22 protein-coding genes and 1 tRNA gene are annotated in these 24542 nt (G+C 37.6%); 5 read left to right on the forward strand and 18 right to left on the reverse strand.

Annotated features, from left to right (window positions below):
- Window positions 1-102 precede the first annotated feature (102 nt).
- Window positions 103-175, forward strand: a tRNA-Thr gene (locus BM086_RS04930).
- A 125-nt stretch (window positions 176-300) separates the two neighbouring features.
- Here BM086_RS04930 and BM086_RS04935 read toward each other — a convergent pair.
- The 6 genes from BM086_RS04935 to BM086_RS04960 all read right to left on the reverse strand — a co-directional run bounded on the left by BM086_RS04935 (window position 301) and on the right by BM086_RS04960 (window position 6838).
- Complete coding sequence (locus tag BM086_RS04935) at window positions 301-819, reverse strand: DUF4364 family protein (RefSeq protein ID WP_092324291.1); 519 nt, start codon at window positions 817-819, stop codon at window positions 301-303.
- A 24-nt stretch (window positions 820-843) separates the two neighbouring features.
- On the reverse strand, window positions 844-1992 hold the full coding sequence (locus BM086_RS04940) for an NAD(P)-dependent malic enzyme (protein ID WP_092324293.1): 1149 nt from the start codon (window positions 1990-1992) through the stop codon (window positions 844-846).
- Window positions 1993-2009: 17 nt separating this feature from the next.
- Window positions 2010-3818 (reverse strand): DUF5722 domain-containing protein, encoded by a 1809-nt coding sequence (locus BM086_RS04945; protein ID WP_092324296.1) that lies wholly within the window; start codon window positions 3816-3818, stop codon window positions 2010-2012.
- 32 nt (window positions 3819-3850) lie between these two features.
- Window positions 3851-5176, reverse strand: a complete 1326-nt coding sequence (locus tag BM086_RS04950) for a replication-associated recombination protein A (protein ID WP_092324299.1) — start codon at window positions 5174-5176, stop codon at window positions 3851-3853.
- Window positions 5177-5240: 64 nt separating this feature from the next.
- Window positions 5241-6245 (reverse strand): TIGR01212 family radical SAM protein, encoded by a 1005-nt coding sequence (locus tag BM086_RS04955; protein ID WP_092324302.1) that lies wholly within the window; start codon window positions 6243-6245, stop codon window positions 5241-5243.
- Window positions 6246-6253: 8 nt separating this feature from the next.
- A complete protein-coding gene (locus BM086_RS04960; RefSeq protein WP_092324305.1) occupies window positions 6254-6838 on the reverse strand; it encodes a hypothetical protein in 585 nt (194 codons plus the stop codon).
- 658 nt (window positions 6839-7496) lie between these two features.
- On the opposite strand from BM086_RS04960, the gene BM086_RS04965 reads away from it, so the two are divergent.
- On the forward strand, window positions 7497-8414 hold the full coding sequence (locus BM086_RS04965; protein ID WP_092324308.1) for a magnesium transporter CorA family protein: 918 nt from the start codon (window positions 7497-7499) through the stop codon (window positions 8412-8414).
- On the opposite strand, the gene BM086_RS04970 is transcribed toward BM086_RS04965, so the two are convergent.
- Both BM086_RS04970 and BM086_RS04975 read right to left on the reverse strand, forming a co-directional pair.
- Window positions 8415-9848: an MATE family efflux transporter gene (locus BM086_RS04970; RefSeq protein WP_242952124.1), complete on the reverse strand. Its 1434-nt coding sequence runs from the start codon at window positions 9846-9848 to the stop codon at window positions 8415-8417.
- 99 nt (window positions 9849-9947) lie between these two features.
- The gene (locus tag BM086_RS04975; protein WP_092324313.1) at window positions 9948-10799 is read right to left on the reverse strand and encodes an alpha/beta hydrolase; all 852 of its coding nucleotides are present in this window, start codon (window positions 10797-10799) and stop codon (window positions 9948-9950) included.
- A 363-nt stretch (window positions 10800-11162) separates the two neighbouring features.
- Here BM086_RS04975 and BM086_RS04985 point away from each other — a divergent pair, with 363 nt between their 5' ends.
- Window positions 11163-12335 (forward strand): iron-containing alcohol dehydrogenase, encoded by a 1173-nt coding sequence (locus tag BM086_RS04985; protein WP_092324319.1) that lies wholly within the window; start codon window positions 11163-11165, stop codon window positions 12333-12335.
- Window positions 12336-12412: 77 nt separating this feature from the next.
- On the opposite strand, the gene amrS is transcribed toward BM086_RS04985, so the two are convergent.
- The 4 genes from amrS to sfsA all read right to left on the reverse strand — a co-directional run bounded on the left by amrS (window position 12413) and on the right by sfsA (window position 15811).
- A complete protein-coding gene (gene amrS / locus BM086_RS04990) occupies window positions 12413-13273 on the reverse strand; it encodes an AmmeMemoRadiSam system radical SAM enzyme (protein WP_092324322.1) in 861 nt (286 codons plus the stop codon).
- A 145-nt stretch (window positions 13274-13418) separates the two neighbouring features.
- Window positions 13419-13904, reverse strand: coding sequence for an NUDIX hydrolase (locus tag BM086_RS04995; RefSeq protein WP_092324325.1), 486 nt, complete (start codon window positions 13902-13904; stop codon window positions 13419-13421).
- Between the two features lie 105 nt (window positions 13905-14009).
- Window positions 14010-15047 carry an aldo/keto reductase gene (locus BM086_RS05000; RefSeq protein ID WP_092324328.1) on the reverse strand — a complete coding sequence of 346 codons (1038 nt, stop codon included), beginning with the start codon at window positions 15045-15047 and terminating at the stop codon, window positions 14010-14012.
- An 80-nt stretch (window positions 15048-15127) separates the two neighbouring features.
- Entirely contained in the window at window positions 15128-15811 is a 684-nt protein-coding gene (gene sfsA / locus BM086_RS05005) for a DNA/RNA nuclease SfsA (protein ID WP_092324331.1), read from the reverse strand.
- Window positions 15812-15917: 106 nt separating this feature from the next.
- On the opposite strand from sfsA, the gene BM086_RS05010 reads away from it, so the two are divergent.
- Entirely contained in the window at window positions 15918-16259 is a 342-nt protein-coding gene (locus BM086_RS05010) for a hypothetical protein (protein WP_092324334.1), read from the forward strand.
- A gap of 457 nt (window positions 16260-16716) precedes the next feature.
- Window positions 16717-17601 (forward strand): PD-(D/E)XK nuclease family transposase, encoded by an 885-nt coding sequence (locus tag BM086_RS05015; protein ID WP_092324337.1) that lies wholly within the window; start codon window positions 16717-16719, stop codon window positions 17599-17601.
- Between the two features lie 73 nt (window positions 17602-17674).
- On the opposite strand, the gene BM086_RS05020 is transcribed toward BM086_RS05015, so the two are convergent.
- The 6 genes from BM086_RS05020 to BM086_RS05045 all read right to left on the reverse strand — a co-directional run bounded on the left by BM086_RS05020 (window position 17675) and on the right by BM086_RS05045 (window position 24531).
- Window positions 17675-18103 (reverse strand): hypothetical protein, encoded by a 429-nt coding sequence (locus tag BM086_RS05020; protein WP_092324340.1) that lies wholly within the window; start codon window positions 18101-18103, stop codon window positions 17675-17677.
- A gap of 112 nt (window positions 18104-18215) precedes the next feature.
- On the reverse strand, window positions 18216-19142 hold the full coding sequence (locus tag BM086_RS05025; RefSeq protein WP_092324343.1) for an ATP-grasp fold amidoligase family protein: 927 nt from the start codon (window positions 19140-19142) through the stop codon (window positions 18216-18218).
- A gap of 3 nt (window positions 19143-19145) precedes the next feature.
- Window positions 19146-20633, reverse strand: coding sequence for a polysaccharide biosynthesis C-terminal domain-containing protein (locus BM086_RS05030; RefSeq protein ID WP_092324346.1), 1488 nt, complete (start codon window positions 20631-20633; stop codon window positions 19146-19148).
- A 48-nt stretch (window positions 20634-20681) separates the two neighbouring features.
- Window positions 20682-21827 carry an EpsG family protein gene (locus BM086_RS05035; RefSeq protein WP_092324348.1) on the reverse strand — a complete coding sequence of 382 codons (1146 nt, stop codon included), beginning with the start codon at window positions 21825-21827 and terminating at the stop codon, window positions 20682-20684.
- A 14-nt stretch (window positions 21828-21841) separates the two neighbouring features.
- A complete protein-coding gene (locus BM086_RS05040) occupies window positions 21842-22738 on the reverse strand; it encodes a glycosyltransferase domain-containing protein (protein ID WP_092324351.1) in 897 nt (298 codons plus the stop codon).
- 8 nt (window positions 22739-22746) lie between these two features.
- On the reverse strand, window positions 22747-24531 hold the full coding sequence (locus BM086_RS05045; RefSeq protein WP_092324353.1) for an HAD hydrolase-like protein: 1785 nt from the start codon (window positions 24529-24531) through the stop codon (window positions 22747-22749).
- Between the last annotated feature and the right edge of the window lie 11 nt (window positions 24532-24542).

A 24542-nucleotide genomic window follows, 5' to 3' on the forward strand; every position in this document is an offset into this window, starting at 1 on the left:
ACCACTTATTGCTAATGATTTTTTACCGTTGACAACACAAGATAAATGTTGCTATAATATCTCGTGGCGTAATTTTGTTTTTACGTTTACATATATTTATAAGCTGTTGTAGCACAGTCGGTAGTGCGTCGCATTGGTAGTGCGGAGGTCACGAGTTCGATTCTCGTCAGCAGCTTGCATAAAAGAAAACCACTCTTAACATTAACTGTTTTGAGTGGTTTTTCTTTATCCTTATAATTGTTGATCAAATAGCCTATTTACCAGTTCATGTATTGATAGTATAGGGAATATCTTCCCCCATCAGCTCATAAGCTGGCTGATGAGGTACTGATAAATATCCTGATTCTTTTCCTGCCATTTGTCGCATATACTCTGGGCAATTTCTTCGGAAGGAACAAGAAGGCTTATATCAACAAGATTTTTCCCTTTTTCTTTGGCTACAAGTCTGACTGAATACTCTTTATCTTCAGTCATCTTGTAATCACATACGATTGACGATTCATTTCTAAGTCTAAGGCTGTTTGCCTTCATATACTCATCAATCTGCTGCCTGATAGAAAGATTGATCCTGTTCCCAAAGAAATTCAGAGTCTCTTCACCTTCCGGCGTGATCTCAAGATATGTTCTGTTTGCAAAGGTCTTTTCACTGATCAGCTCAGAGGAAGCAAGTTCGCTAAAGACCTCCTGAAGTGTCAGAAATGTTGTATATTCTTTTTCAAGTATAAAATCATAAATCTGCGATTTGCTCAGCGGAACTTCACACCGCTTGAGCATATACAGAACAATCATCTTGTATAAAGTAAGATACTGTGAACTCACAGTTTTCCCTCCGTAATGAATAAATCAATTACAATTCTTTACTGCAGCAGAAACCACATCTGCAACTCTTGGATCAAATGCTGCCGGCAAAATATTGACATCACTAAGCTCTTCTTCCGGGACAAGACCGGCAAGTGCATTAGCTGCAGCAAGTTTCATTTCTTCTGTTATCTTTGTAGCTCCGCACTCAAGCGCACCCTTGAAAATGCCCGGGAATACAAGAACATTGTTTACCTGGTTAGGAAAATCACTTCTTCCTGTTCCAATGACTCTTACTCCGGCTTCCTTCGCAAGGTCAGGCATTATCTCAGGAACTGGATTTGCCATAGCAAACATGATCGCATCCTTGTTCATTTTCTGAGCCATCTCTTTTGTCACGATTCCAGGAGCAGAAACGCCTACGAAAACATCTGCACCATCAAGGGCATCTGCCAGGCTTCCTGAAAGCTGATCAGGATTAGTTTCATCCATCATCTTTGCCTGCATCCAGTTAAGATCTGCAGACTTCTTATTCAATATTCCTGACTTGTCACACAAAGTTACATTTGTAAAGCCGTAGCGAAGGAGCAGCTTTGTAATTGCAATGCCGGCACTTCCTGCACCGTTTACAACAACTTTGCACTCTTCTTTTTTCTTGCCTGTAACCTTAAGGGCATTTATAACACCTGCCAGAACAACAATAGCTGTTCCGTGCTGGTCATCATGAAAAACAGGAATATCAAGTATTTCTTTAAGTCTTTCTTCTATCTCAAAACATCTTGGAGCTGAAATATCCTCAAGATTTATTCCTCCAAAACCGGGAGCGAGATATGTAACTGCCTTGATTATTTCCTCAGTATCCTGAGTATCAAGACAGATAGGAATCGCATTAACTCCGCCAAACTCTTTGAAAAGAACAGCTTTACCTTCCATAACAGGCATTGCTGCATAGGGGCCAATATTGCCAAGTCCCAACACCGCGCTTCCATCAGAAACTACGGCTATCGTATTAGATTTAATTGTGTACTTATATGCAAGACTCTTATCCTCAGCAATTAACTTACAAGGTTCTGCAACGCCAGGTGTATAAGCAATTGCCAGATCCTCCTTTGATTTTACTTCTGCCTTGGATTTAATCTCAAGTTTCCCCTGCCATTCTTCATGTTTCTTAAGAGCAATTTCTGCGTTTGTCATACTCTCTCCTTCCAAAACTAAAATGTTTTGCCTACAATATCATACGCAAATGATATTACATCCTGTCGCTTGTCTGTATCAATATATTTAAACACATTGTAAATATATTTATGCTTACCACCTGTGGACTGCAGCCCCAATGCAAGTCCCAGGGCAGCTATCTCATCTGCAGCATCTGTCTGTCTAGACAGCATAAGCGCATCGATATAGCCATTTTTCTCCATAATTGTATAGGCATAGGCAAAAGCTGCTGCCTGAAGTGTTTCCCCTGAAGTTGAAGAATATCCTATCTCACTTAATATGATCGATCTCACATTACCGGAAGTATCTCTCATCTCCGGTCTTTGCATGTAATTTGTCAGCACTTCCAGATTATCCATAGAAATAACAGGAGTTGAAACCGTATGGTTGGTATATTTATTGGCTTTCCAAAAAGCCGTAGCGCCATTCGGATAAGAATATGGATGAGCTGCAAGTCCCCAATCTATATTGCCATAATCTGAAATTGATTTTGTAAAAATATCAAGGAAATCCTTGGCATCATAATCCCCGGTCTTCTCCGAGTTCAAAGTCCAGCGCTGATCAAGTGAATAATAAACTTTCGCAGACGCATTCTGACTCTTTATCGCATTATAAAAAACTCTGAAACACTGAACAAAAGCCTCAGTATATGTATTAACGTCAACATAAGGCATATAGTTGTATTCTTTTCTTGCATTAACTTCGTTAGCAATTATCCACATGCTGACATTGCCATGTCCGGCACCGGAATACCTTCCTGCCAAAAAGCTTCCTATTGCTGCACAAGCTTTAACACCGCCATCTGTAGCACCATTAAACATTCTGTACGGACAGCTTGCTTTTCCTCTGGCATCAGGATGTGTGATATCAGGATAAGCTGATGTGCTGGCATCATTAAGAACAATAGCTGCAACGTCAATTCCCATTCCGTTTAGTCTCTTAAACAACTGATCGTAAGTCTCTATAGCACTGGTCTTGAAATGATATGTAACTCCGTCGTAAGAATACTCTATACCGCCTGATGTCGTAAGGATATGTGACAGCGGAATGTTATATGTACAGTAACTGATATTAAGATCAGCAAGTTCTCCGATTCTGAGCGGATCAGCAAGGATTCCCTTTATCGAATGATGCTGCATGCCGCCATAATTGTAGCCTGCACATGCCTCAGGATTAGTAATGAATTTAGGATGGCTTATTGAAACATACTCTCCATCCAGCTTAACTGCCACAGTAAATTTGGAAAAGAGCCTCGAAGAAGCCTTCCCTTTATTAAGATCAAGTGTGAATGACGTCTCACTGTCTTTATACTTTTTTGCAACAGGCTCTGCGCCCTCAGGTATAGAATTCTGATAAACCGCTTCCTCAAAAAGATAATAGTACTTATCATCGCTTTTGGGAATTCCCTCAGAGGATAAATCTATCTGAACTTTCGAAGTATTAACAATCTGACAACTGTCTATAGAAACAAATGTGCTCCTGTTTTCATCAGTCATCTCAACAGTCACAGGTCTGTTATTCAAAGCATCTGAAACACTTTTTCCACCGGATACAATGGCATTAACAACATCCGGAGGCATAGTTTCTTTTACAAAAGCTTCCTCACTTTCTTCAATAGAAACTTCGAAGATAGCATCTTCCTCCGTCTCAGTTAAAGACTCACTATTCATGCCAAATATAACATATACTACAATTCCTATAACAAATGCCGATGCAAGCACAGCTACTACTGCGCTCAGGATCACCAGCTTTTTATTCTTTCTGGCCGCCTCGCCAGTACGCATCTTTCGATTTTTCTTTTCCATCAGACCCTCATAATCAATAAGCTTCAGGATTATTATTCTTCTCTTTCCTTAAGCCTTTTCATATGCTCTTTTATCTTGATCTCATAGCCATTCCCTGATGGCCTGTAAAATTCCTTGCCATTTAGCTCATATGGCAAGTATTGCTGCTTAACATAATTATCAGGATAATCATGAGCATATTTGTATCCAATACCATGTCCAAGCTTTGAAGCGGATTTATAGTGAGCATCCTGAAGATGCGCCGGTATGGGAAGATTGCCGGTCTGTCTCACTGTATCCATTGCATCATCTATGGCACAGATAGAAGCATTACTCTTAGGCGCAGTAGCAATATAGCTTGCCGCCTGTGCTAATGTAATCCGTGCTTCAGGCATTCCAAGTCTCTCAACTGCAAGTGAAGCCGACACAGCCACCTGAAGTGCCTGTGGATCAGCGTTTCCCACATCTTCTGAAGCGCAAACCATCATTCTTCTTACTATAAACTTAGGATCCTCTCCGGCATTCAGCATACGGGCAAGATAATAAACTGCCGCATCAGGGTCAGAACCTCTCATACTCTTGATAAACGCTGAAATTGTATCATAATGATTGTCGCCATCCTTGTCGTACCTGGCAACTTTCTTCTGAATACATTCTTCCGCAACCTCTTTTGTGATATGGATAAGGCCATCTTCACTTCTGCCTGTGGTCAGGATTCCCAGTTCTATAGCATTTAGTGCATGCCTTGCATCTCCATCAGCAAGATCAGCCAGGAAATCAGCCGCATCCTCTTCTATCACAGCACCATAAGCACCCATTCCCCTGTTCTTATCAGTAACTGCGCGTTTAAGTAGTACCTTTATGTCATCCGCCGTAAGTGGCTTAAGTTCAAAAATAACCGATCTGGAGATCAAAGCCCCATTCACTTCGAAGTAAGGATTTTCAGTAGTCGCTCCTATAAGGATTACCGTTCCATCCTCAACAAAAGGCAATAGATAGTCCTGCTGCCCCTTATTAAATCTGTGTATCTCATCAATAAAAAGAATTGTCTTCTTGCCGTACATTCCAAGATTATCTTTAGCCTTGGCGACAACTTCTTCCATATCCTTCTTGCCGGCGATTGTGGCATTTATCTGCATAAACTCTGCCTTAGTCGTATTCGCTATAACCTTCGCCAGTGTTGTCTTTCCTGTTCCGGGAGGACCGTAAAGAATTATAGAACTTAACTTATCTGCAGTGATAGCACGATAAAGAAGCTTGTCTCTGGCAATAATGTGCTGCTGTCCCACCACTTCATCAAGTGTCCTTGGGCGCATTCTTGCGGCAAGCGGAGATTCTTTTTCCTGATTGTTCTGACGCATATACTCAAATAAATCCATAGTGTTTTTATTGTACCAACTCAACCCCAAAAAGTACAGTTAGAATAAAGAAGGAAGAGATTTTTTATACTTCCTTAAATAAATCTTTAGTTTTCCGGGTCAGCATATTTAAAACTCTCTTTTTATCAAGTGTCCAAAGCGGTTCTACCAACAGTTTTCTCGGCCCATCCCCCGTCATACGGTGGACAACACATTTTTCCGGTAAAAGAGCTATGCACTCTGCAATAAGGTCTGTATACTCCTCCATGCTCATGATATGGAAATCACATTTTATAAAAGCATCATTTCCTTTTCCCGAGGCAGCTTCCAGTATGTTTACTTCATGAAGATACTCCTCATACATTCTCGTCCCCTTCAATATCTGAAGGTTCTGAAGTTTTATTCCATCAAGAGTCGGACATAACCTTGATAAAAACCGTACTGTTTCGAGCATGTCTTTCTTTGTTTCTCCGGGAAGCCCCAATATCACATGAACTATCACCGTGATCCCAATGCTCTTAAGCTTATGGTAAGTATCAAGAAAAGTGTCCAGTTTATAACCTCTGTTTATTCTTTTGGCAGTCTTTTCTTGAATAGTCTGAAGTCCAAGTTCAATCCATACAGGCTTAATGGAATTTAGTTCTTTTAACAGATCAAGCATTTCAGAGGAAATGCAATCAGGCCTTGTTCCCAGGGAAAGCGCGACTATCTCTTCTCTATTAATAGCTTCCAGATATAATGCGCGAAGCCTGTCAATATCACCATAAGTATTGGTGTAAGACTGAAAATAAGCTATAAACTTTCGGGCATCAGTCTTTTGCAATATACGCGCTTTCGCCTCATCAATCTGCCTGTCTATAGGTGCAAAAGAAGCCGCGAACTCACCGGAACCGCCCTCTGAGCAAAAGCTGCAGCCCCCGGACAATCCTGTTTTGTCAATTGCCAAAGCATCAAAGTGGTACGTATCAGTCTTCTCATCATAGACAATTGCCCCATCCCTGTTAGGACAGCTACACCCCGAAGACAAAGATAATCTGTACACTTTTTCGCCATATATATTCTTTAAATAAGTAGATAATCTTTGTGCCATTTACCTTTTCAATTTCCGAATAAACTCTTCAAATCCAGATCTTTCCCCGTCCTATCCTTGTATATTTCGCTAAAAGTCCTACCCTGATCCTTAGGATCAAGATCCACATCCTTGGCTTTTTCCTTCATAGGATTATCCTCCGGTAAAAGAACATACGCCATATTGTGAATCTGCCACTCATAGACCATGTCATCGGCAGTTCTAAAACTCACCATATCTCTTCCATGCACTGGATGTTCATCTATCAACGCCTGGCAGATAACCGCCATGTCTTTAGCATCAATTATTTTGTAGGAATCAATTATCTTCCAATGATCAGGAATATAAATAACATTAAAATCTTCATTATTATATGTAAAAAGATATTTGAATCCCTTGCCATCAATATCCCTGAGATTGATCTCATCTGTAGCTTTCAAATGCACTTCATCTTCTTTTTGTGAACCGGATTGTTCATAGCCTTCAACTGCATCAAAATAAGAACTGCTATCATTTACTATTTTCCCAACAGTCTGCGTCACGCTACATCCGGACAGCAAAAGGCCAGACGTTACCGCATATAAAATTACTGCTTTCTTTATTTCTTTTGACAATATATACCATCCCCATAAAAACTCTATAATAAGAAAAAAGACTGATCCCAATTGTAGCTGGAATTAGTCTCTTCTAATTTGAATTAAAATGTCACATATTCCAATGCAGTTAATTTATATTTTCCCACTCAAGCCCCAAACTGCACTGTTTTTAATAATCCACTACAAAAACAAATAACACTACCAACAATATTACCTTCCACTGCGGCTTATTTCAAGAATCTTATGCAATATTTCTTTTGTAATCTTCATGTCCTGCTCACAGTCATGACATAGCTCTGGACTGATGCGCAATGTCCTCAAGAGAAGTTGTGATTCCATATTATTCTCCACTCAAAAAGTCTTAAACTTGCGAAAGTCACCTATATTAAATCAAATCGCGTAAACATTAATGCGTAAAAAGACTTCTATTATTACTTACATAGTTATTATTTGCTATATTTCGAGAATATTCCAATTAAATTTCAATAACTTTTTTATTTTTTCATAAATTTGAATAACATTACTGTTTAATCTATACGGACCTTTTCGCCAAGGTAGTAACAACATAACCATAATTTCATTCAATTGACAATGCAGCTTTTTCCAAGCGTCTATCAGTGATAAGATATAGTTAATATATGTTTTTCCAAACTACAGTCAGACATGGAGGTTTCCTATGTATTATCTTATAAAAAACACCCTTGAAGAATGCAGTGCTGAGCAAAGTCATGACGCAGCCTGCCCATATGTAGCCGTACTTACCCCGGCCGAGTGGACATCTCAGAATGAAAATTTTGACATGGGTATAGATTTTGATATCAATAATGAAGATATTTTTACCACCAAGGCTGAAGTCAATTACGATTCCCTGACAGGAACTTTTTGTATTCCAACCCAGTCATCTCACTTTTCACAGCCGCAGAAATTCTCTTTTGTTCTTGATGAGACCGGAATCGTATTTATCGATGACAGTGACAGCGCCCTTAATCTGGTAAAAAAGATACAGAGATTAAAAAAATGGAAAAAGCCATGCCTGGAGCGTTTTTTCTATGATTTTTTGGAACTTATCATACACAATGACCTGCTTACCATGCAAGAATATGAACGTGAACTCGACAATCTGGAAAAAGATATAATGGCGGATGCAGAGGCAGCTCATATGGAACGCAATAACGATATCCGCGGCGATATACGTGATCTTCGTATTCATTATGAACAGCTTCTTGATCTTGGCCAGGAACTTGAAGAAAATGAAAATGGATTTTTTAAAGAAGAAAATCTTAGATATTTCCACATGTTTTCAAGCCGTGTGGACAGGCTCTATGATACAGCAACTCACCTTCGAGACTACACCATTCAGTTAAATGACCTGTATCAGTCACAGCTTGATGTAAGACAGAACAGAGTAATGACAGTACTGACAGTGGTAACAACCATCTTCATGCCTCTTACGCTCATAGTTGGCTGGTACGGAATGAACTTCAAGTACATGCCTGAGCTGGAGTCAAAACTTGGTTATCCCACCGTCATTATACTTAGTATTGCCATTGTTGTCGGAAGCCTTACATTCTTTAAGATAAAAAAGATATTGTAATCACTTACCCGAAACTATATTTCTCACCCACACTCCGCTCTTTACAAGAATAAAACCAATGATGCACTTGATAAACTCAAGAAGCGATACTATTGTAAAGACGCTGATTGCAGGAAGGTTTGTAAATCTGCTGAGCACATATGCGCAGGGAACAGGTACAAGCCACGAAAAACAACTGTCAAAAAGGAACGTTACAGTAGTCTTGCCTCCAGATCTCAAGGTGAAGTAAGCCACATTTGCGTAAGCATTTATTGGCATTACCATCGCCACGATCATAATATATCTGGTTGCAAGACTTCTTATTTCAGGCTCTGTATTATAAAGCTGTGGAATAAATGGCGCTGCCAGTGAAAGAAGCGTGCCCATGACTACTGTGCTGGCAAGACTAAGGGCTGCCATTCTCCAGGCCGTTCTTCTGGCTGAGACAAGCTTATTTGCTCCCAGTTCCTGTCCTACAATAATTCCTGTTGAATTTCCAAGTGATAAAAATACCTCGTTAAAAATCTGAGATATCGTACCACTGATATTCATCGCTGCGATTACAGCAATTCCCCTTATTGAATATGCCTGCAAAAGTGTTGCCTGCGAAAGGCTCCACAAAAACTCATTGGCAAGAAGCGGCAGTGTCTTTGACAATATAGGCCAGATGAGATTTAAAGGAATAACAAAATGTCTGTATAATCCCTTAAAGAATTGATACTTTGTTTTGCCCTTATGAGCTCCATAAACCACCATTAAAAGCTCAGAAAATCTTGATATAACAGTAGCGATCGCAGCTCCAAAAACTCCCAGTTTAGGAAATCCAAAAAGTCCAAATATAAGAAGTGCATTGAATATAAAGTTGACGCCCATTGCCACCATTCCGGCAATCATAGGAAGAGTTGTTTTCCCTGATTCCCTCATGGCACTGGCATATACTTGCGTCAGGCTAAATGGAATGAGTCCCACGATCATTATATCCAGATAGCCTGTAGCAAGTTTCATCGTCTGAATCCTGTCAGCTTCTACAGTTCCCTCTGCTATGTATAAAGAAATGATATTCCCGCCAAAGCTTATCAGAATAAGCGAGGCAATGCCCAAAATAGTAATAGCAGTCAGAAGTTTAAACCTTATGGCAGCTCTGACGCCTTCCATATCTCCTTTTCCAAAGAACTGTGTACTGAAGATTCCTGCGCCGGCAAGAGAACCCCAAATGCACAGATAGAACACAAATAAAATCTGGTTGACTATGGCAACAGACGACATTGCCAGAGTTCCAACCTGCCCAACCATTATATTATCCAAAAGACCTACAACATTGGATAATGTATTCTGGATAATCATAGGTACAACAACCATTGCCACTCTTCTGTAAAAAGCAGCATCACCTATAAGTGCTTCTTTTAAAGGAAATTTTACTTTTATTGCTTCTTCTCGATTACTAGTTTCAAACATTACCATCAACCATTCTTTATTATTACTATTAATTAATTGTTGCACGAAACCCGCAGTAAATGCGGGTTTCTGTAATTACATTTTAGAACATATAGCAGATCAAGCCTTGAAAAATACCTGCAAAGCATGATACAGATGAAGCTGCCATGCTTTCATATCATGAACGCCACCTGGAATTATGAAGAAATCATAATTCTTTCCCTGAACAAGAAGGTCAGACTGCTCCACTGCTCTTCCCATGATATCCTTATGTTCTTCAAATGCTATATCCTTGTCACCATTGCAGCAAAGCATATACTTAAGGTCATAGCCATTTTCTTTTCCCTCAGAAAGTGTCTTGCAGATGCGCTCAACTTCAAGGTCGTGGTTTCCAAAAGGACCGCAACATCCTGAAAATGGTCCATAATATGCAAACAGATCAAAGTTATTATAAAATGCAGCTCTGTAGGTAGTCATGGATCCCAGTGAAAGTCCTGCAAAAGCACGATGATCACGAGTCTTTATAAGATTCTCTTCAGAAACATTCTTTTCTGAATATCCGGCATACTTGCTTTCAACAGCTGGAATAAGATCTTTTCTAAGCTCAGTCTTAAAATTCTCACATCTTGACTCATCGTGTGTGTTCTTATCCTCTTCGTCATGGTAGAAAGTCGGTGTAACAACGATGCAAGGCTCGCAAAGTCCCTTTGCGATCATATTGTCAAGGATTGTCACTGTATCAGGGAACAGCTTAAGCCACCAATCCTGTGTAAATCCGCCCCCATGAAGCAAATACAAAATGTTGTACTTACCATTCTCATCATAGTCATAAGGAAGATATACCCATGCCGCCTTATGAAGCTGTCTCTGGCTGTCATCATATGTCTGAGTATCATACTCAAACAGTTCTACCTTCCCCTTTTTGTCAGTTTCCTGTAGCATTTCCCCCGGCATTTCAAATACGTATTCCATACTCTTCTCCTTTTTTATCCCATAATTTAAGGACGGCTCTTATTCGTCCCTTAATAATGCACATCCTCGAACCATCCCCACTAACTAATTCTATTATATTTAACTCATATTGCAAAGTGGGAAACCTCTGTAAAAGCGTGTTTCTGAATTTCAATTTATGTTGTATACATTCTTGGATATATAATCCAAGAATGTATGCAAATAGGCCATTTATAGTCGACTGCGTCGAGGACCTATTTGCTTTCTCATTCATTATTGCACGAAACCCGCAGCAAATGCGGGTTTCTGAAATGGCATTTATGTTGTATACTCATTTTATCATAACAATCTTGCGATTCTTATAATGATTGGAGGTATATGGGGATGGAAAATTTTAAGTTTTATATGCCAACTGAAGTCGTATTTGGAAAAGACACAGAATCTCAGACCGGCGAAGTTGCCAGAAAATATGGAACAAAAGCACTTCTTGTCTTCGGAAAAGGAAGTGTTATAAAAAGTGGTCTTTTAGACAGAGTAAAAAAATCACTGTCTGAAGCAGGCATAGATTTCAAGGAATTTGGCGGAGCAAAGCCTAATCCAACACTTGCTCACGCAGAAGAAGGTGTTAAAGAAGCTCTTTGCTTTGGCGCTGACATGATCATAGGCATTGGCGGCGGAAGCGCAATTGATACTGCAAAGGCAATCGCCCATGGAACCGCTAATCCGGATTCAAATCTATGGGAACTCTGGACAAAGAAGGTTCCACTTGAAAAGAGCCTTCCTGTAGGCGCAGTGCTTACCATAGCTGCTGCCGGCAGTGAAATGAGCGACTCTGCAGTTCTTACAAATGAATCAATCGAAAAAAAAGCCGGGATAAACACAGATTTTAACAGATGCCGCTTTGCCATAGTAAATCCTGCTCTTGGAAGCACACTTCCTAAAAAGCAGCTTGCAGCCGGTGTTACCGACATTATGATGCACACTATGGAAAGATATTTTATTCCTGATATAAAATGTGACATGACTGATGAGATTGCAGAAGGCCTGCTTAGAACCGTCATAAAGAACGGCGCAGCAATAGTAGAAAATCCTTCAGATTATGATTCTATGTGTGAAGTATTCTGGGCATCCAGCCTGTCCCACAATAACCTCACTGAATGCGGAAGAGGAAAAGATTTTTCTGTTCACAAACTAGGCCACGCTCTTTCTGCACGCTTTGACTGCACTCATGGTGAATCTCTTTCCGCTGTATGGGGCTCATGGGCAAAAGAACTCTATAAAGAAGCCCTTCCACGATTTGCCAAATTTGCAAGAAGAGTATGGAATGTACAATCTGATAACGATGAAGCTGCTGCCCTTGTGGGAATTGAGAAAACAGTTGAATTTTTCAAGAGCATCGGAATGCCTGTAACCATCCATGAACTTGGCATCTCACCTGATGATGAGGACATAAAGAAACTTTCCTTTGACGCCACAATGAACGACACCGTCAAGCTCTCAAGGATACGCCCTCTTGATGCTGCAGCTGTGGAAAAAATCTATAAAGCTGCGCTGTAATGCATTTATAAACTATTTAGAGCATGTCTATGTACTGACACATTGACATGCTCTTTTCTTGCCAGATTATTAAAAATCTAACAGTTACCCGTATAAACATAGTTTAGATTTTCCCTTGCCACATCTGCAAGTCTATAAATGCACGCTACATCTGTAGCAGCCCTGTCAGTCATATGAAAGCGTGGGAAGAATCGTGAAATATGAAGAACAACATCTTTTCCCACATTATTACCAGTATCATCTTCAAGGGAGGAAATCCATTCTGAAAGCTCTCGCATCTCAGCTTCAGAATCATTTTCTCTCGGAATGATAAGGGTTGTCAGCTCAACATGACAATGCCTTACCGCTTCGCTGATAAAATCCATGACCATCTGCCGATTTCCTTTTAGCAAATGTTCATAGTAATTGTCAGTAAACCCCTTAAGGTCAATATTCATCGCATCTATATAAGGCACAATCTCCTCAAGCACTTCCCTGCTTGCCATTCCATTTGAAACCAGAACATTCTTCATGCCCTTTTCGTGGACAAGTCTGGCGGTATCCCGCACAAATTCATAGCCAACAAGCGGCTCATTATAAGTAAACGCAAGTCCTATATTGCCCTGGTCTTTATAACGAAAAGAAAGCTCTGCGAGCTCCTCAGGCGAAATAACCTGTGCTTCAGTGCCATAGCTGTAAGCTTCTTCCGACCAGGAAATCTCATAGTTCTGGCAAAAAGGACATCTTAAGTTGCAGCCATAGCTTCCAACCGATAAAATCTTTGCCCCGGGCATGAATCTCGACAAGGGCTTTTTCTCTATTGGATCAAGGGCAATACTTGTAATCCTCCCGTAATTAAGAGGATATACAACGCCATTTTTTGCACTTCTTACTTTGCAAAAGCCCGTCCCGCCATCTTCAATTGTGCATTTTCTGTAGCATATGTTACACTGTGCCATATTTTCTCTTATTTATAATTGTCCCATCTACAGTCACAAAAAAATATTAGTTTTGCAGGCATATAGGTGATTTAATATACATCTGCTGTACTGCTACCGCATCTTGAAATATATTCCAGTCATCTTAGTGATGCTTTACAAATCCTCAGTTCAATTTTCTCCCGTTCAGTATTGCTTCAACAAGTTCATCATCTTTATCATATGATAATTTAAGGGAAAAGAACTCCTCTCTCTCCTGCAACAGCTTAAGAAAAATCTTGTCGCCCTCCCACAGATTAAGATCAAATAAGTCCTTCTTTGAAATCCACTCAAGCTTTCCCTCTGAACATTCCAAAGGTTCTGAATCTGGAGCCTTAGCAGTAAAAAGAGACATAAGCTCATAATCACCTTTTGCCGAAACAAAGGTAACAAGACCGCGGAACTTTAGGATTTCCATCGGTATATCATATCCCGTCTCCTCAAAAATTTCTCTTTTTATGCACTCCTCAGGGCTCTCATTATCCTCAAGATGTCCGCCAACTCCAATCCACTTTCCGGCATTTATATCATTCTTTTTGCTGATTCTGTGTAGCATCAGATATTTATCATCTCGCTCCAGATAGCACAAAGTTGTTATTCCTTCTCTTCTCATAGATAGATTTCCTTATTTTTTATCACATTAGTCGTTAACGCGATTATATACTTGCCAAAAATAAATAACTTCATAATCAGTTGCAGATGGCCATTACAATTTGCATCACTTTACCTTACGGTTTCCGGCAAGTACCTCGTGATAATCCTCCAGATTCTTTTTCAAAAGAGTTGGAATCTGTAGTTCATATGGGCATTTCGATAAGCAGGCTCCACAGTTGATACAATTATTTATCTTCTCCATTTCGGCCTGCCAGTATTCCGAAAGCCAGGAATCACTGGGCGCTCTTCTCAGCATCAAAGTCATGCGGTTACATTGATTTATCTGTATTCCCATAGTGCATGGCATGCAATATCCGCAGCCACGACAGAAATCACCCATTAGTTCTTTTCTCTCGCCTTGAATAAATGCATAGATATCGTCATCCATCTCAGGCGCATTGTCCATGTATGAGAGCCATTCATCAAGTTCTGACTCTCTCTGAATTCCCCATATAGGCACTGTTCCATCAAACTGGCTCACAAATGCCATTGCAGCTCTCGAATTTGTTATAAGCCCGCCTGCAAGTCCCTTCATGCAGATGAAACCAACATTATTTTCATTGCACATTTTTATCAGATCAATTTCTTTTTCAGTTGCAAGGTAGCTCAAAGGATATTGAACAGTCTCATATAATCCTGACTCAATCAGCTCTTTTGCCACACCAACCTTGTGCGCTGTTCCGCCGATATGCTTGATTCTCCCCTGTTTCTTAGCTTCAAGCATACATTCATACATTCCACTTCCATCGCCGGGTTTCCAGCACTGTCCCATCAAATGAAACTGATAGATATCTATATATGATGTCTGTAACTTCTCAAGGGAAGTTTCCAAATGCTGCCAGAATTCTTCAGGTGTTTTTGCACCGGTTTTGGTCGCAATTATTATATCTTCTCTCTTAATATAGCCATTCCCAAATGCAGCCCCCAGTTTTTCTTCACTATCGCTATAAGCCCTTGCCGTATCAAAAAATCTCATTCCACCGTCGTAAGCTTTTCTGAGAATCTTCACTGCCTCCTCAAGTGAAACTCTCTGTATCGGAAGCGCGCCAAAGCCATTCTGCGGAACTACTATACCAGTTTTGCCAAGTGTAACCATCTTCATAAGCCAAAATCTCCTATTGTGTTATTGTTTCTGCCTTTTTCCTGCAAGATATTATTTTTTGTGCAGCATATCTTAAACAACTATTTCATCAATGTTTCTGATATCATAATTGAATTCTCCCGTACTTTGCAACAAAAAAATAACACTTCAACTCCGGCTGCGATTGCCTCATCATATGCTGATGCAAATTCCGGATCCGTGCTACTATTTGGTCTCACTTCATAAATCCCCTCGCCTTGTATCACAAAAGCTATCATCGCATGGTAACCTTCACCTGCTGCCTTTGCCAGTTCCCGCAGATGCTTTGCTCCACGCTGAGTAGGCGCATCAGGAAAATACCCTATTCCATCTATGAAAAGAGTACATCCCTTCACTTCCATCAGGTATAATTCCTTAGTCCCATCCTTAGGATTTTCTTTTTCCATATAAAAATCAATCCGGGAATCGCCATACTTATGCTCCGGCTTTACCAGTGTAAAATCATTACTCTTCTCAAGATACTCCTTCACCACCGCATTCGGAGCCTGTGAATCTATATTTATAATCCTATCATCTTTCCTTACAGCAACCAGATCATAGGGCGTTTTTCTTTCCGGATTACCCGCCTTTTCAAGATAAACTTCACATCCCGGTATCAAGAGCTCCTTGCATCTTCCGGTATTCTTTACATGAACCACAATTTCTTTTCCATCAACAAGTACATTTGCAATGAACCTGTTCGGACGGGATATGAACTTAGCTGGGGTAATGCTGTTGTAAATCATTGTTATAGATTTCCACCTTTATACTAAATATTTCGAGATCAACGTGTTACAATTAAACCACACAGAACTTGCAACTGATGAAGTTCTCAAGGAGGTGGGCAACTATATGTACACGATCAACTCTGACACTCAGGCAAAAGCGATTCTCGAAGGCAAGCGCCGCTATCGCGAGCAGATGGCTTCACAATATGCTGCCGGTCTTATTGATGGCACAGAAAAGTATGAACATGCCCTACAAGAAAAAGATGCTTTTATCGCAGAGCAAAAATCTACTATCCAAGAACAAACAAATACCATCAACAAGCAAGCTTCCACTATAGATAAGCAAACAAATACTATCAATGAGCAAGCTTCTACTATAAAAGACCAAGCCAATACTATCAAAAAACTAGCTTCTACTATCGAATTATTAAAAGTAGAACTTGCAAACTATAATGAAAGTAATTAACTCTTAACTTTCTTTGATAAGCATTGAAAATGCCATGCCAAATGATGTTTTCAATGCTTATCGAAATCCCATTTCAGTTAATAGTGTTCTCATATCTCTTCAAGAATAATATGCCTATAATCCATGATAATTTCGTCAAAATAACAACTGAACAATCGGCATGTGAAGACTGATTAGAACCCTTATAATCTTTTTTCAGGATTTTAATCCATATAGTCTTGCGATTCATAACATCACTCATATCTATCTTGAAACAGACTGAAATCTACTGAAATCTTAACACATTTTCAATGACACATTTTCAACAATAAAAAAGTTATTTACATACACAAAGCTTTATGATATATTACTACCTGTTGCTCCGTTCGGAGCTCTCGTATTTGACACAGCCAATACAGCTGATCTTGCCAAATCGAGCATTCCACATTTTATTATTATTTCTTTGAAAGGATTTTTTATGCACCAACAAACTAATATTTTATGTGAACCAATCTATATTAATGCCACCGGAGTGATAGAGTATACTCTTACCAGCGATCTACTTTTTCACTATGTTATGCAAAAATCCAAACGCGCTCTTATAGGGCTTGTTTGTTCATTAAAAGGTATCTCTCCAAGCTTAGTAAAAGATATTCTCGTTTTAAATCCTATTGAACTTAACGGCGCTTTGAAGGAAACTGTAATGGATTTAATGCTCCTTCTCAATAATGGTGAAATCATCAACATTGAGCTGCAAATGTACACTGATAAATTTTGGATTCCTCGCTCAGTTTTATATTTATGTAGAGCTTATGACTGCTTAAATGAAGGCGAAGATTACTCTTTATTAAAGCCTACAACTCATTTTTGCATCACAAATCAAGCTTTCTTTCCAGAATATCCGGAATTCTATTCCCACTACCTTCTGCTAAATACAAAAAATCATCACCCTTATACTAAAAATTTCGGAATCAACGTGTTACAATTAAATCAAATAGAGCTTGCAACCGACGAAGATATCAGCAGTGGTCTCGTCTATTGGGCAAAACTCTTTAATGCTACTACTTGGGAAGAATTCAAATCTCTTGCCCAGGAAAATGAAGCTACCAAGGAGGTGGGCAATTTGATGTACACTATCAACTCTGACACTCAGGCAAAAGCGATTCTCGAAGGCCAGCGCCGCTACCGCGAGCAGATGGCTTCACAATATGCTGCCGGTCTTATTGATGCTGCGGAAAAGTATGAGCATGTCATCCAGGAAAAAGATGATACAATCGCAGAACAAAAATCTACTATCAATGAGCAGGCTTCTACTATCGAATTATTAAAAGCCGAACTTGCAAAGTATAAAGAAAAACATTAACTCATACATTTCTACGATAAGCATTGAAAATGCTATGTTAGATAATGTTTTCAATGCTTATCAAAATTCTTTTTCAGCTGATAATATTAAATATCTCTTCAAGAATAATATGCCTACACCTCATGTTAATTTCGTCAAATAGTAACAAATGCCTCACCTTAAACTCTGACATAAAAAGCTTTAGGGTACCTGAATGATATTTCCTCATTTCATTCAAAAATGTTGAATATGAACTCTCAGGAATCAAAACTCCATATTCAACAGCATTGCACTCTTGAACAAATGACCGCATTAGCAATAGTTCGCCAAATAACTTGTGAAACTCTCCACTGTTGCTATTAGTATTACGAAGAATTTTCACTTCTAACAATACCAGCACATCATCAATAACAACTGAACAATCGGCTTGCGAAGACTGATTAGGGCCTTTATCCGGGCATTGTGCCTTCAATTCTTCGTTATAAACACTGGTAAAAAGCTTAACAAATTCCTTTTCTTTCATGATTCTTGAACTCCTTACAGTAATATTTTAGGAATTTCTCCTATATAAGATTGTTCTGAGAATCAGAAAGATTTTTGATGATTTTTGCCAATTGCCTATTTCAATATGATAATCATAAAGAAAGATACTCCCCAATCTGAATGTCATACTTATAATCATTAAATGGCATAAAACCTGAGCATGGATAAAATGTCATTTCTGAAAAAAACACTTTATTATCCACCTCATATAAATCTACTCTCAAAAAATTTGTTCCTTCTGCCAGCTTCTTACATATTTTTAGCATTTTTTCAAAGCATTTTGGTTGTGGTGGCAATTCAGTTAATTGCTTATAGTCCAATCTGTAAAAAGGCAGCCTTTTCCAATCTAGCGACACAAAACTTATAGCTGCCGTATCATGCTTATCCATTCCACTTGATACATACAAAAATTTTGGAATTCCATTAAAACAATAGAATTTATAATCGATAAGTCCTGGATAATCTATATCTTTATCGCCACACATACTATTCCATATATATTTTTCAATGATAATTCTAGGCATGACATTTTTATACGGCCATTCACGTCCATACAGATAAAAGTTCTTCTTTAAAGACTTATTTATTTTTGACTTAATCTTCTTAATATTTGTGCTATTTTTATCTTTTACAATGACAACTCCACCGGAATCATGTGTACACTTAATCACAAATTCATTTGGTAGTTCCGCAAAATTAATATCATCAAAACAGTCCCATACTCCATATGTTGGAATAATATATTCTTTCCCAATACGCTCTGATACAAATCCTTTTGCGGCATACTTATCTACCATAGTTTCATATATCTGCTTACGGTCATGGATTTTTAACCATTGTAGTTTCTCATTGAAGGATAATGGAGTTTTTATATTAAGTGTTCTCCCTAAAAGACATTTATATCTAATAGAAAGATATTTCTCGTCATCCATATAATTGAAAAGCCCTCTATTTGACAAATACACCCATATCATCTGAGGTCTTTTAATTGCTTCCATAACCTTTTCTTTAATTTTCATATGTCACCTTTTACAAATAAACTTTATCATAGCCTTAACTTGAAACCTATATAAAATCAAATTAACAGCTACACTTACCAACAAGACAATTCCTGCAACTTTCAATGCAAACAATAGCCATGCAACATATGAATTGTTGTATATAGCATAGTTACTTGTTAACATAAAAGATCCAACTGCAATTACACCATCAGTTATCAAGTATCTTATAAAATACTTAATCGGTCTCTCAAGAATATGTTTACTCAAATACCATACAAAATAGCAAGTATGATAAAGCATCGCAATAAAGGTTCCCACTGCCACTCCTACTAATCCAAACTTAAAAACCAGCGTTACCGTAATAACTATATTTAGTACAGCGGAAATAAATGCACCATTTTGAGTCTCCTTAAAATGCCCTGCCGCTTTAATCACTCGAAAGTAAGGAACTCTTAGACACTGCACGCCATATGCTAAAACGAGAACAACACCAAATGTTGGTTCAATATAATTAGCATCAGTTATTCCTCTAGTATATATAGATATAAACGGAACTATTGTAATTGCTGTAATAGAAAACATTATTGTAACAGCGGCATGTATAATCCATTCAACCACGCTAAACGTCTCTCGCAATTTCTGCTTTTCGCCTTGAGCAATCATATTCCCAAAAGTAGATTCCAAACCTGTAGCAGCCATCATTATAATTTGTTCTACACCGTTTGTTACATTGTAGTACACCGTATAGATAGATATATTATTTAAAGTTGAAAACAAAGTCAGCACCGTAACATCTATGTTTTGGCATATAACAGCGGCAAAATGCTGGAAAACCCCATTCCACTTCTGTTTTATTGGTTCCTCAACAACTTTAATCTTCATATCTAGATCATAGTGCTTGCGAACATAAAGCATCTGCCCCAAAGGTCTCAATAAATATATACCTGCTGTCATAAGCTTTACGACATGTATAGATGCCCCTGCCCGCATCAGAAAAATAGCAGATATCGCATTCAGAACAATAGTCACAATTTGCATCATAAGTTGTACATACGATTTCTGATCTGCATTCAAAAGAAGTTGATATGTAATTCCTAAAAGTGATTGAGCTATCGTACTTACAGAGATGATAAGCAATAACGATAATGTGTACCATGTTCCAAAATTCACTATTTTAGGGAAAAAGAAACAAAGACAAGCAATATAGCCCACAAATATCAAAAGTAATCGCCGAAAAAAAGTATCAGAAGATTTAGCAATTCTGCTTATTTGATCATTATCTCTATCCGCTAACGGTTTATACAGATTTGCCTGTACTACTGCACCCACACCCAAATCTAGTAATATAACAAAGCTAAGAAAAGTATTTATCGATGAAATTAATCCATTTACTGACGATCCATAATAAAGCAGAAAAGAACGTGGCAAAATAAAACCACATATTATACTTATAATCTGTTTTAATATACCTGTACAGGTATTCAGTAAAAGCTTCTTTTTTCTTGACATAATTATTCTCTATAATTAAAAAACATATGAATCATCTTATGAACCATATCAAAATAGTACTTTTTTCCAATCAAAGAACAGCTTATACGGAATTACACCATCTCCATCATGAACACCTAATCTAAACATATATGCCATTGATACAACGCATACCAATACCTTAATTCCAAAATTATCTTTGAAGTATTTCTTTATTATGAATGGAATTGTTAGTATTACCCAATAAACAAACAATGATTTTAAGCGATTAAAAATATCACTATTTAATATCAAATATGTCATGCACAGATATACAGCATTCATACACGCCAGTATATTTCCGAATTCATCATTTTCTTCTCTTCGTTTATTATAATTATTTTCCGTGTTAACATTTTCTCGTAATTTGAGTTTATAAAGTCCATAAATAAGAACCAATTGTATAATTAGAGCCATAAAAAAATCCCCATATCTATATATACTTCTTCTTTCCACAAACAACTTTGAGTATTTTAAATAGTATCTATACTTTGGAAAAATACTTACAAATATTCCTATTAATCTGTTATATGAAAGTGCAATCACTATAGATGCACCTGAAAAGAATGCCACTACTCTTGGGCCAATACGAGGCGCCAAGCAAAAAAAGGCGTATATCGGAATCATTACCACCGCCACATTATGTACAAACGCCGCAATAAAGCATAATAACATCGCCTTGACAATATTTTTATCAACCGCATACTTAAACCCTAACAACAGAATCGCCGTTGCCAATGCCTGCCTAGTCTGATTCATTGAATTAAAAAAAATACCCAAAGTAATAAACAGAATCAAAGATACGCGCTCATCGCATGAATATCTTGTAATAAATAAATATAATGAAATATAAATTACAAGTGCGCATAAAAAATTAAACACATAAACTTTATCAGTAAATTGCCTTATAACATAATCCCATAAATTGTATATCCAATAAAAGTTAGGATTAAAAAAATGAACTCTGTCAAATGTCATTTTCAAGAAATATCTAGAATAGCTATAATTGTCTTTTCCTACCTCCAAAGATCTCAACCCTGACACGCAGCATAACAAAACACACGGAAATAAACCTCTCTTGATATACAAAAGAACTTGCTTTTCATTATTACATAATTTAAATTCAATAAAACTTACGATAACTACAATTCCTAATAACTGTAAGTAAAAATTCATATGGCAGTCCCATTCTACTGTATAACATGTTCTTCTATTCTAAAGTACGGATTTAACCTCATACAATTCCCAATGATTCCGATTTTATCCTGCGATATGCCTAGATCCCATAAAATAAAAGGAAATGATACTTGGTCTCTTGCAGGATATTTTTTGTATTCTTCCCACCATCTGTCCATGATCTTAGTACTTTCCTTACCAGTTTTAGTAATAATCACATTGCACTCAAACATGCCCTCTTCATTTTTAAAACCCATCTGCCTATAATCATTCTTTTGTCGTTCAAGAACTCTGCTATCTCTCGGATTTATAAGACTCCTCGCGTATATTTCTTCATAAACATTCCCCCTATTAGGCATATTATGTATTCCAATTCCAGATTCCGGATTAACATATTGAATCAGCTCTGATAGAAGCCCATAAATATAAATATTCGAATCTAAATAAATACAATAGGCATACTCTGGGAAAAGCTCTTGTGCGTGCATCTTATAGTATCTATTTTTTTGCCTATTGTTGTATTCATCAACAACTGACATATCAACATCCTTCTTTTTCCAAATACTATCACATGACACATCTTGGTCTGTAATTATGTAGTAATCACAATTATCATCAACAACAAGTGGTTCAAAAATTGAATCAATATCCCCAAAGAGTGCCATGTATACAGCAACTCTTTCATTCATATATTTTGTTTTTAACTGAGGGTATCGTATTTTTATCGTTGTATTAGCTCGTATTTGGATATTTGTTTTTTTTCTTTTTAAAATACTTTTGAATCCAAAGATATCTCCAATCAAAAGAGTTTTTGTCAACACTCCAATGGACTCATATATTTTATATAAAGTCGATTGCTTCCTTTCTAAATACGTCTTATTTTCTGCAAGTAAATCTGTTTTATTATCCATAGCCACTCTCAAGTATTTTTCTTAAGTCCATACAGGCAATCATAAAATGCTTTTGCAGGAAACCAACTACCAAATGTGCATTTCAGATAAGCTGTTTTCCAAATACTATTCATAAAATTATTTTTAAAATCCTTAATAGATAGTGTCTTTAATCCAAATCCAGAGTTCAAGCTATACGACTCATCTGAAAATACCAGTGTCCTGAAAAAATCAAGATCCTTTTTCGATGGATTATTACCAAATTTAAGCAAATTAAATGTAGAAAGATACTGATCAAAAAACAAAATATGCTTTATGCCACTGTTATGCATGTCCCTGACAAAGTCCAGCATTCCTTGCTGAATCATTGCAATTTTCTTTGCATCATTTTCATCATACTCGTATCCACATCGTTCTATTTCATAGGAGTCACCTCTTTGGCAATAATGCTTCACGCTTCCATCTTGCTCAGAAAAAACACTTTCTAACAATCCAACAAAAGAAAATATGTCTCGCTGCTTCTTAACACTGTCTCCATTGAACAAATAGCCTTCTTTAGGATCTTCATTGTAGTTATTTATATGAACCCCAAGGTATAATCCCTTTATTCTCTTTGAATACTTTCTTGTTTTTATATAATCATTTAGATAACGTTGCATAGTTCCCACCCATCCAATGTCGACCATCGTGCAATCATCTTGGGTGTCAAATTCAATAGATTGAAGGTATTTTTCCATTGCGTCATATTGACTTTTAGATTTCTCTTTAATCTCTGATATATGCCTGAATAAAAATGAATATGTTTCTTCATCATCTATAATCTCAGTTGAACTAGTATATATTCTTCCTAATAACTTCAGCGATGCTCTATCATTTTTCAAGCACTCCTGAACATTTAAAAGTGCTATAACCTTTTCAAAGCTTATTTTTCTATCTATGTGAAGGCTTTTTATCATTTCATCAATATCATCATATATCCATAGCAATGAACCAATAATGCTTCTTCGGGAAATCAGCATATATTTCATATTCTCCTGACTCATCCCCATTATTTCGAGAGCTTTTAGAAAGATAAATCCTTCTCTAGCAAGAAAAAATACTGGTTCATTTCTTTCTGAAATTCTATCATTTAACCAATTGGCAAAGCCATACAGCAATGGTCCAAAAAATTTATATCCTATTTCATATTCATAATTCTCAACCGACATATGATTTTCAATGAATCTATTTAGATTTCTCAATTCATTATTACGATATTCCGGAACACTTCTGTTTTTCTCACTCTTATACCAAATAGCCTTGATACCGAGCATACGTGGAATCAAATAATCACTTCTTATTGCATCGCCAATATGAACCATCTCTTCAAAGCTCACATGGATTTCCTGTTGGATTAGCTTATACAATCCCCCATCTTTTTTTGTACATCCGTAATCGCTAGACACGAATATCCAATCATAATCAATACCTTTAATAACACCAATATTTTCCAACAAATTCTCAATCATCTGTCCGTTCAGATACATATCAGATGTTAGTATTATTACTTTTCCATTTTGTTTTAACCGTCTCATAACAAAGATCATGTCATCAATTGGATGTACAATGGACATTTCAACCTCATACAATGCCTCGATGTCTTCTTTGTTTTCGCCAACTACCTCTCTCCCATTTTTCTTTGTCTTAGCAATTCGTATTACATCATCAGGTTCAACAACATCCCTAGTTATAAGTGTTCCAAACACATCAAAAGAGATTACCTTTGCCAACTTGCATCTATTGTATATAGTCTCTATTTTCTTTGAGTCAGCCATTCTTTGCCCCT

It is taken from the genome of Butyrivibrio sp. YAB3001 (assembly GCF_900112195.1).
Classification (GTDB): Bacteria; Bacillota; Clostridia; order Lachnospirales; family Lachnospiraceae; genus Butyrivibrio.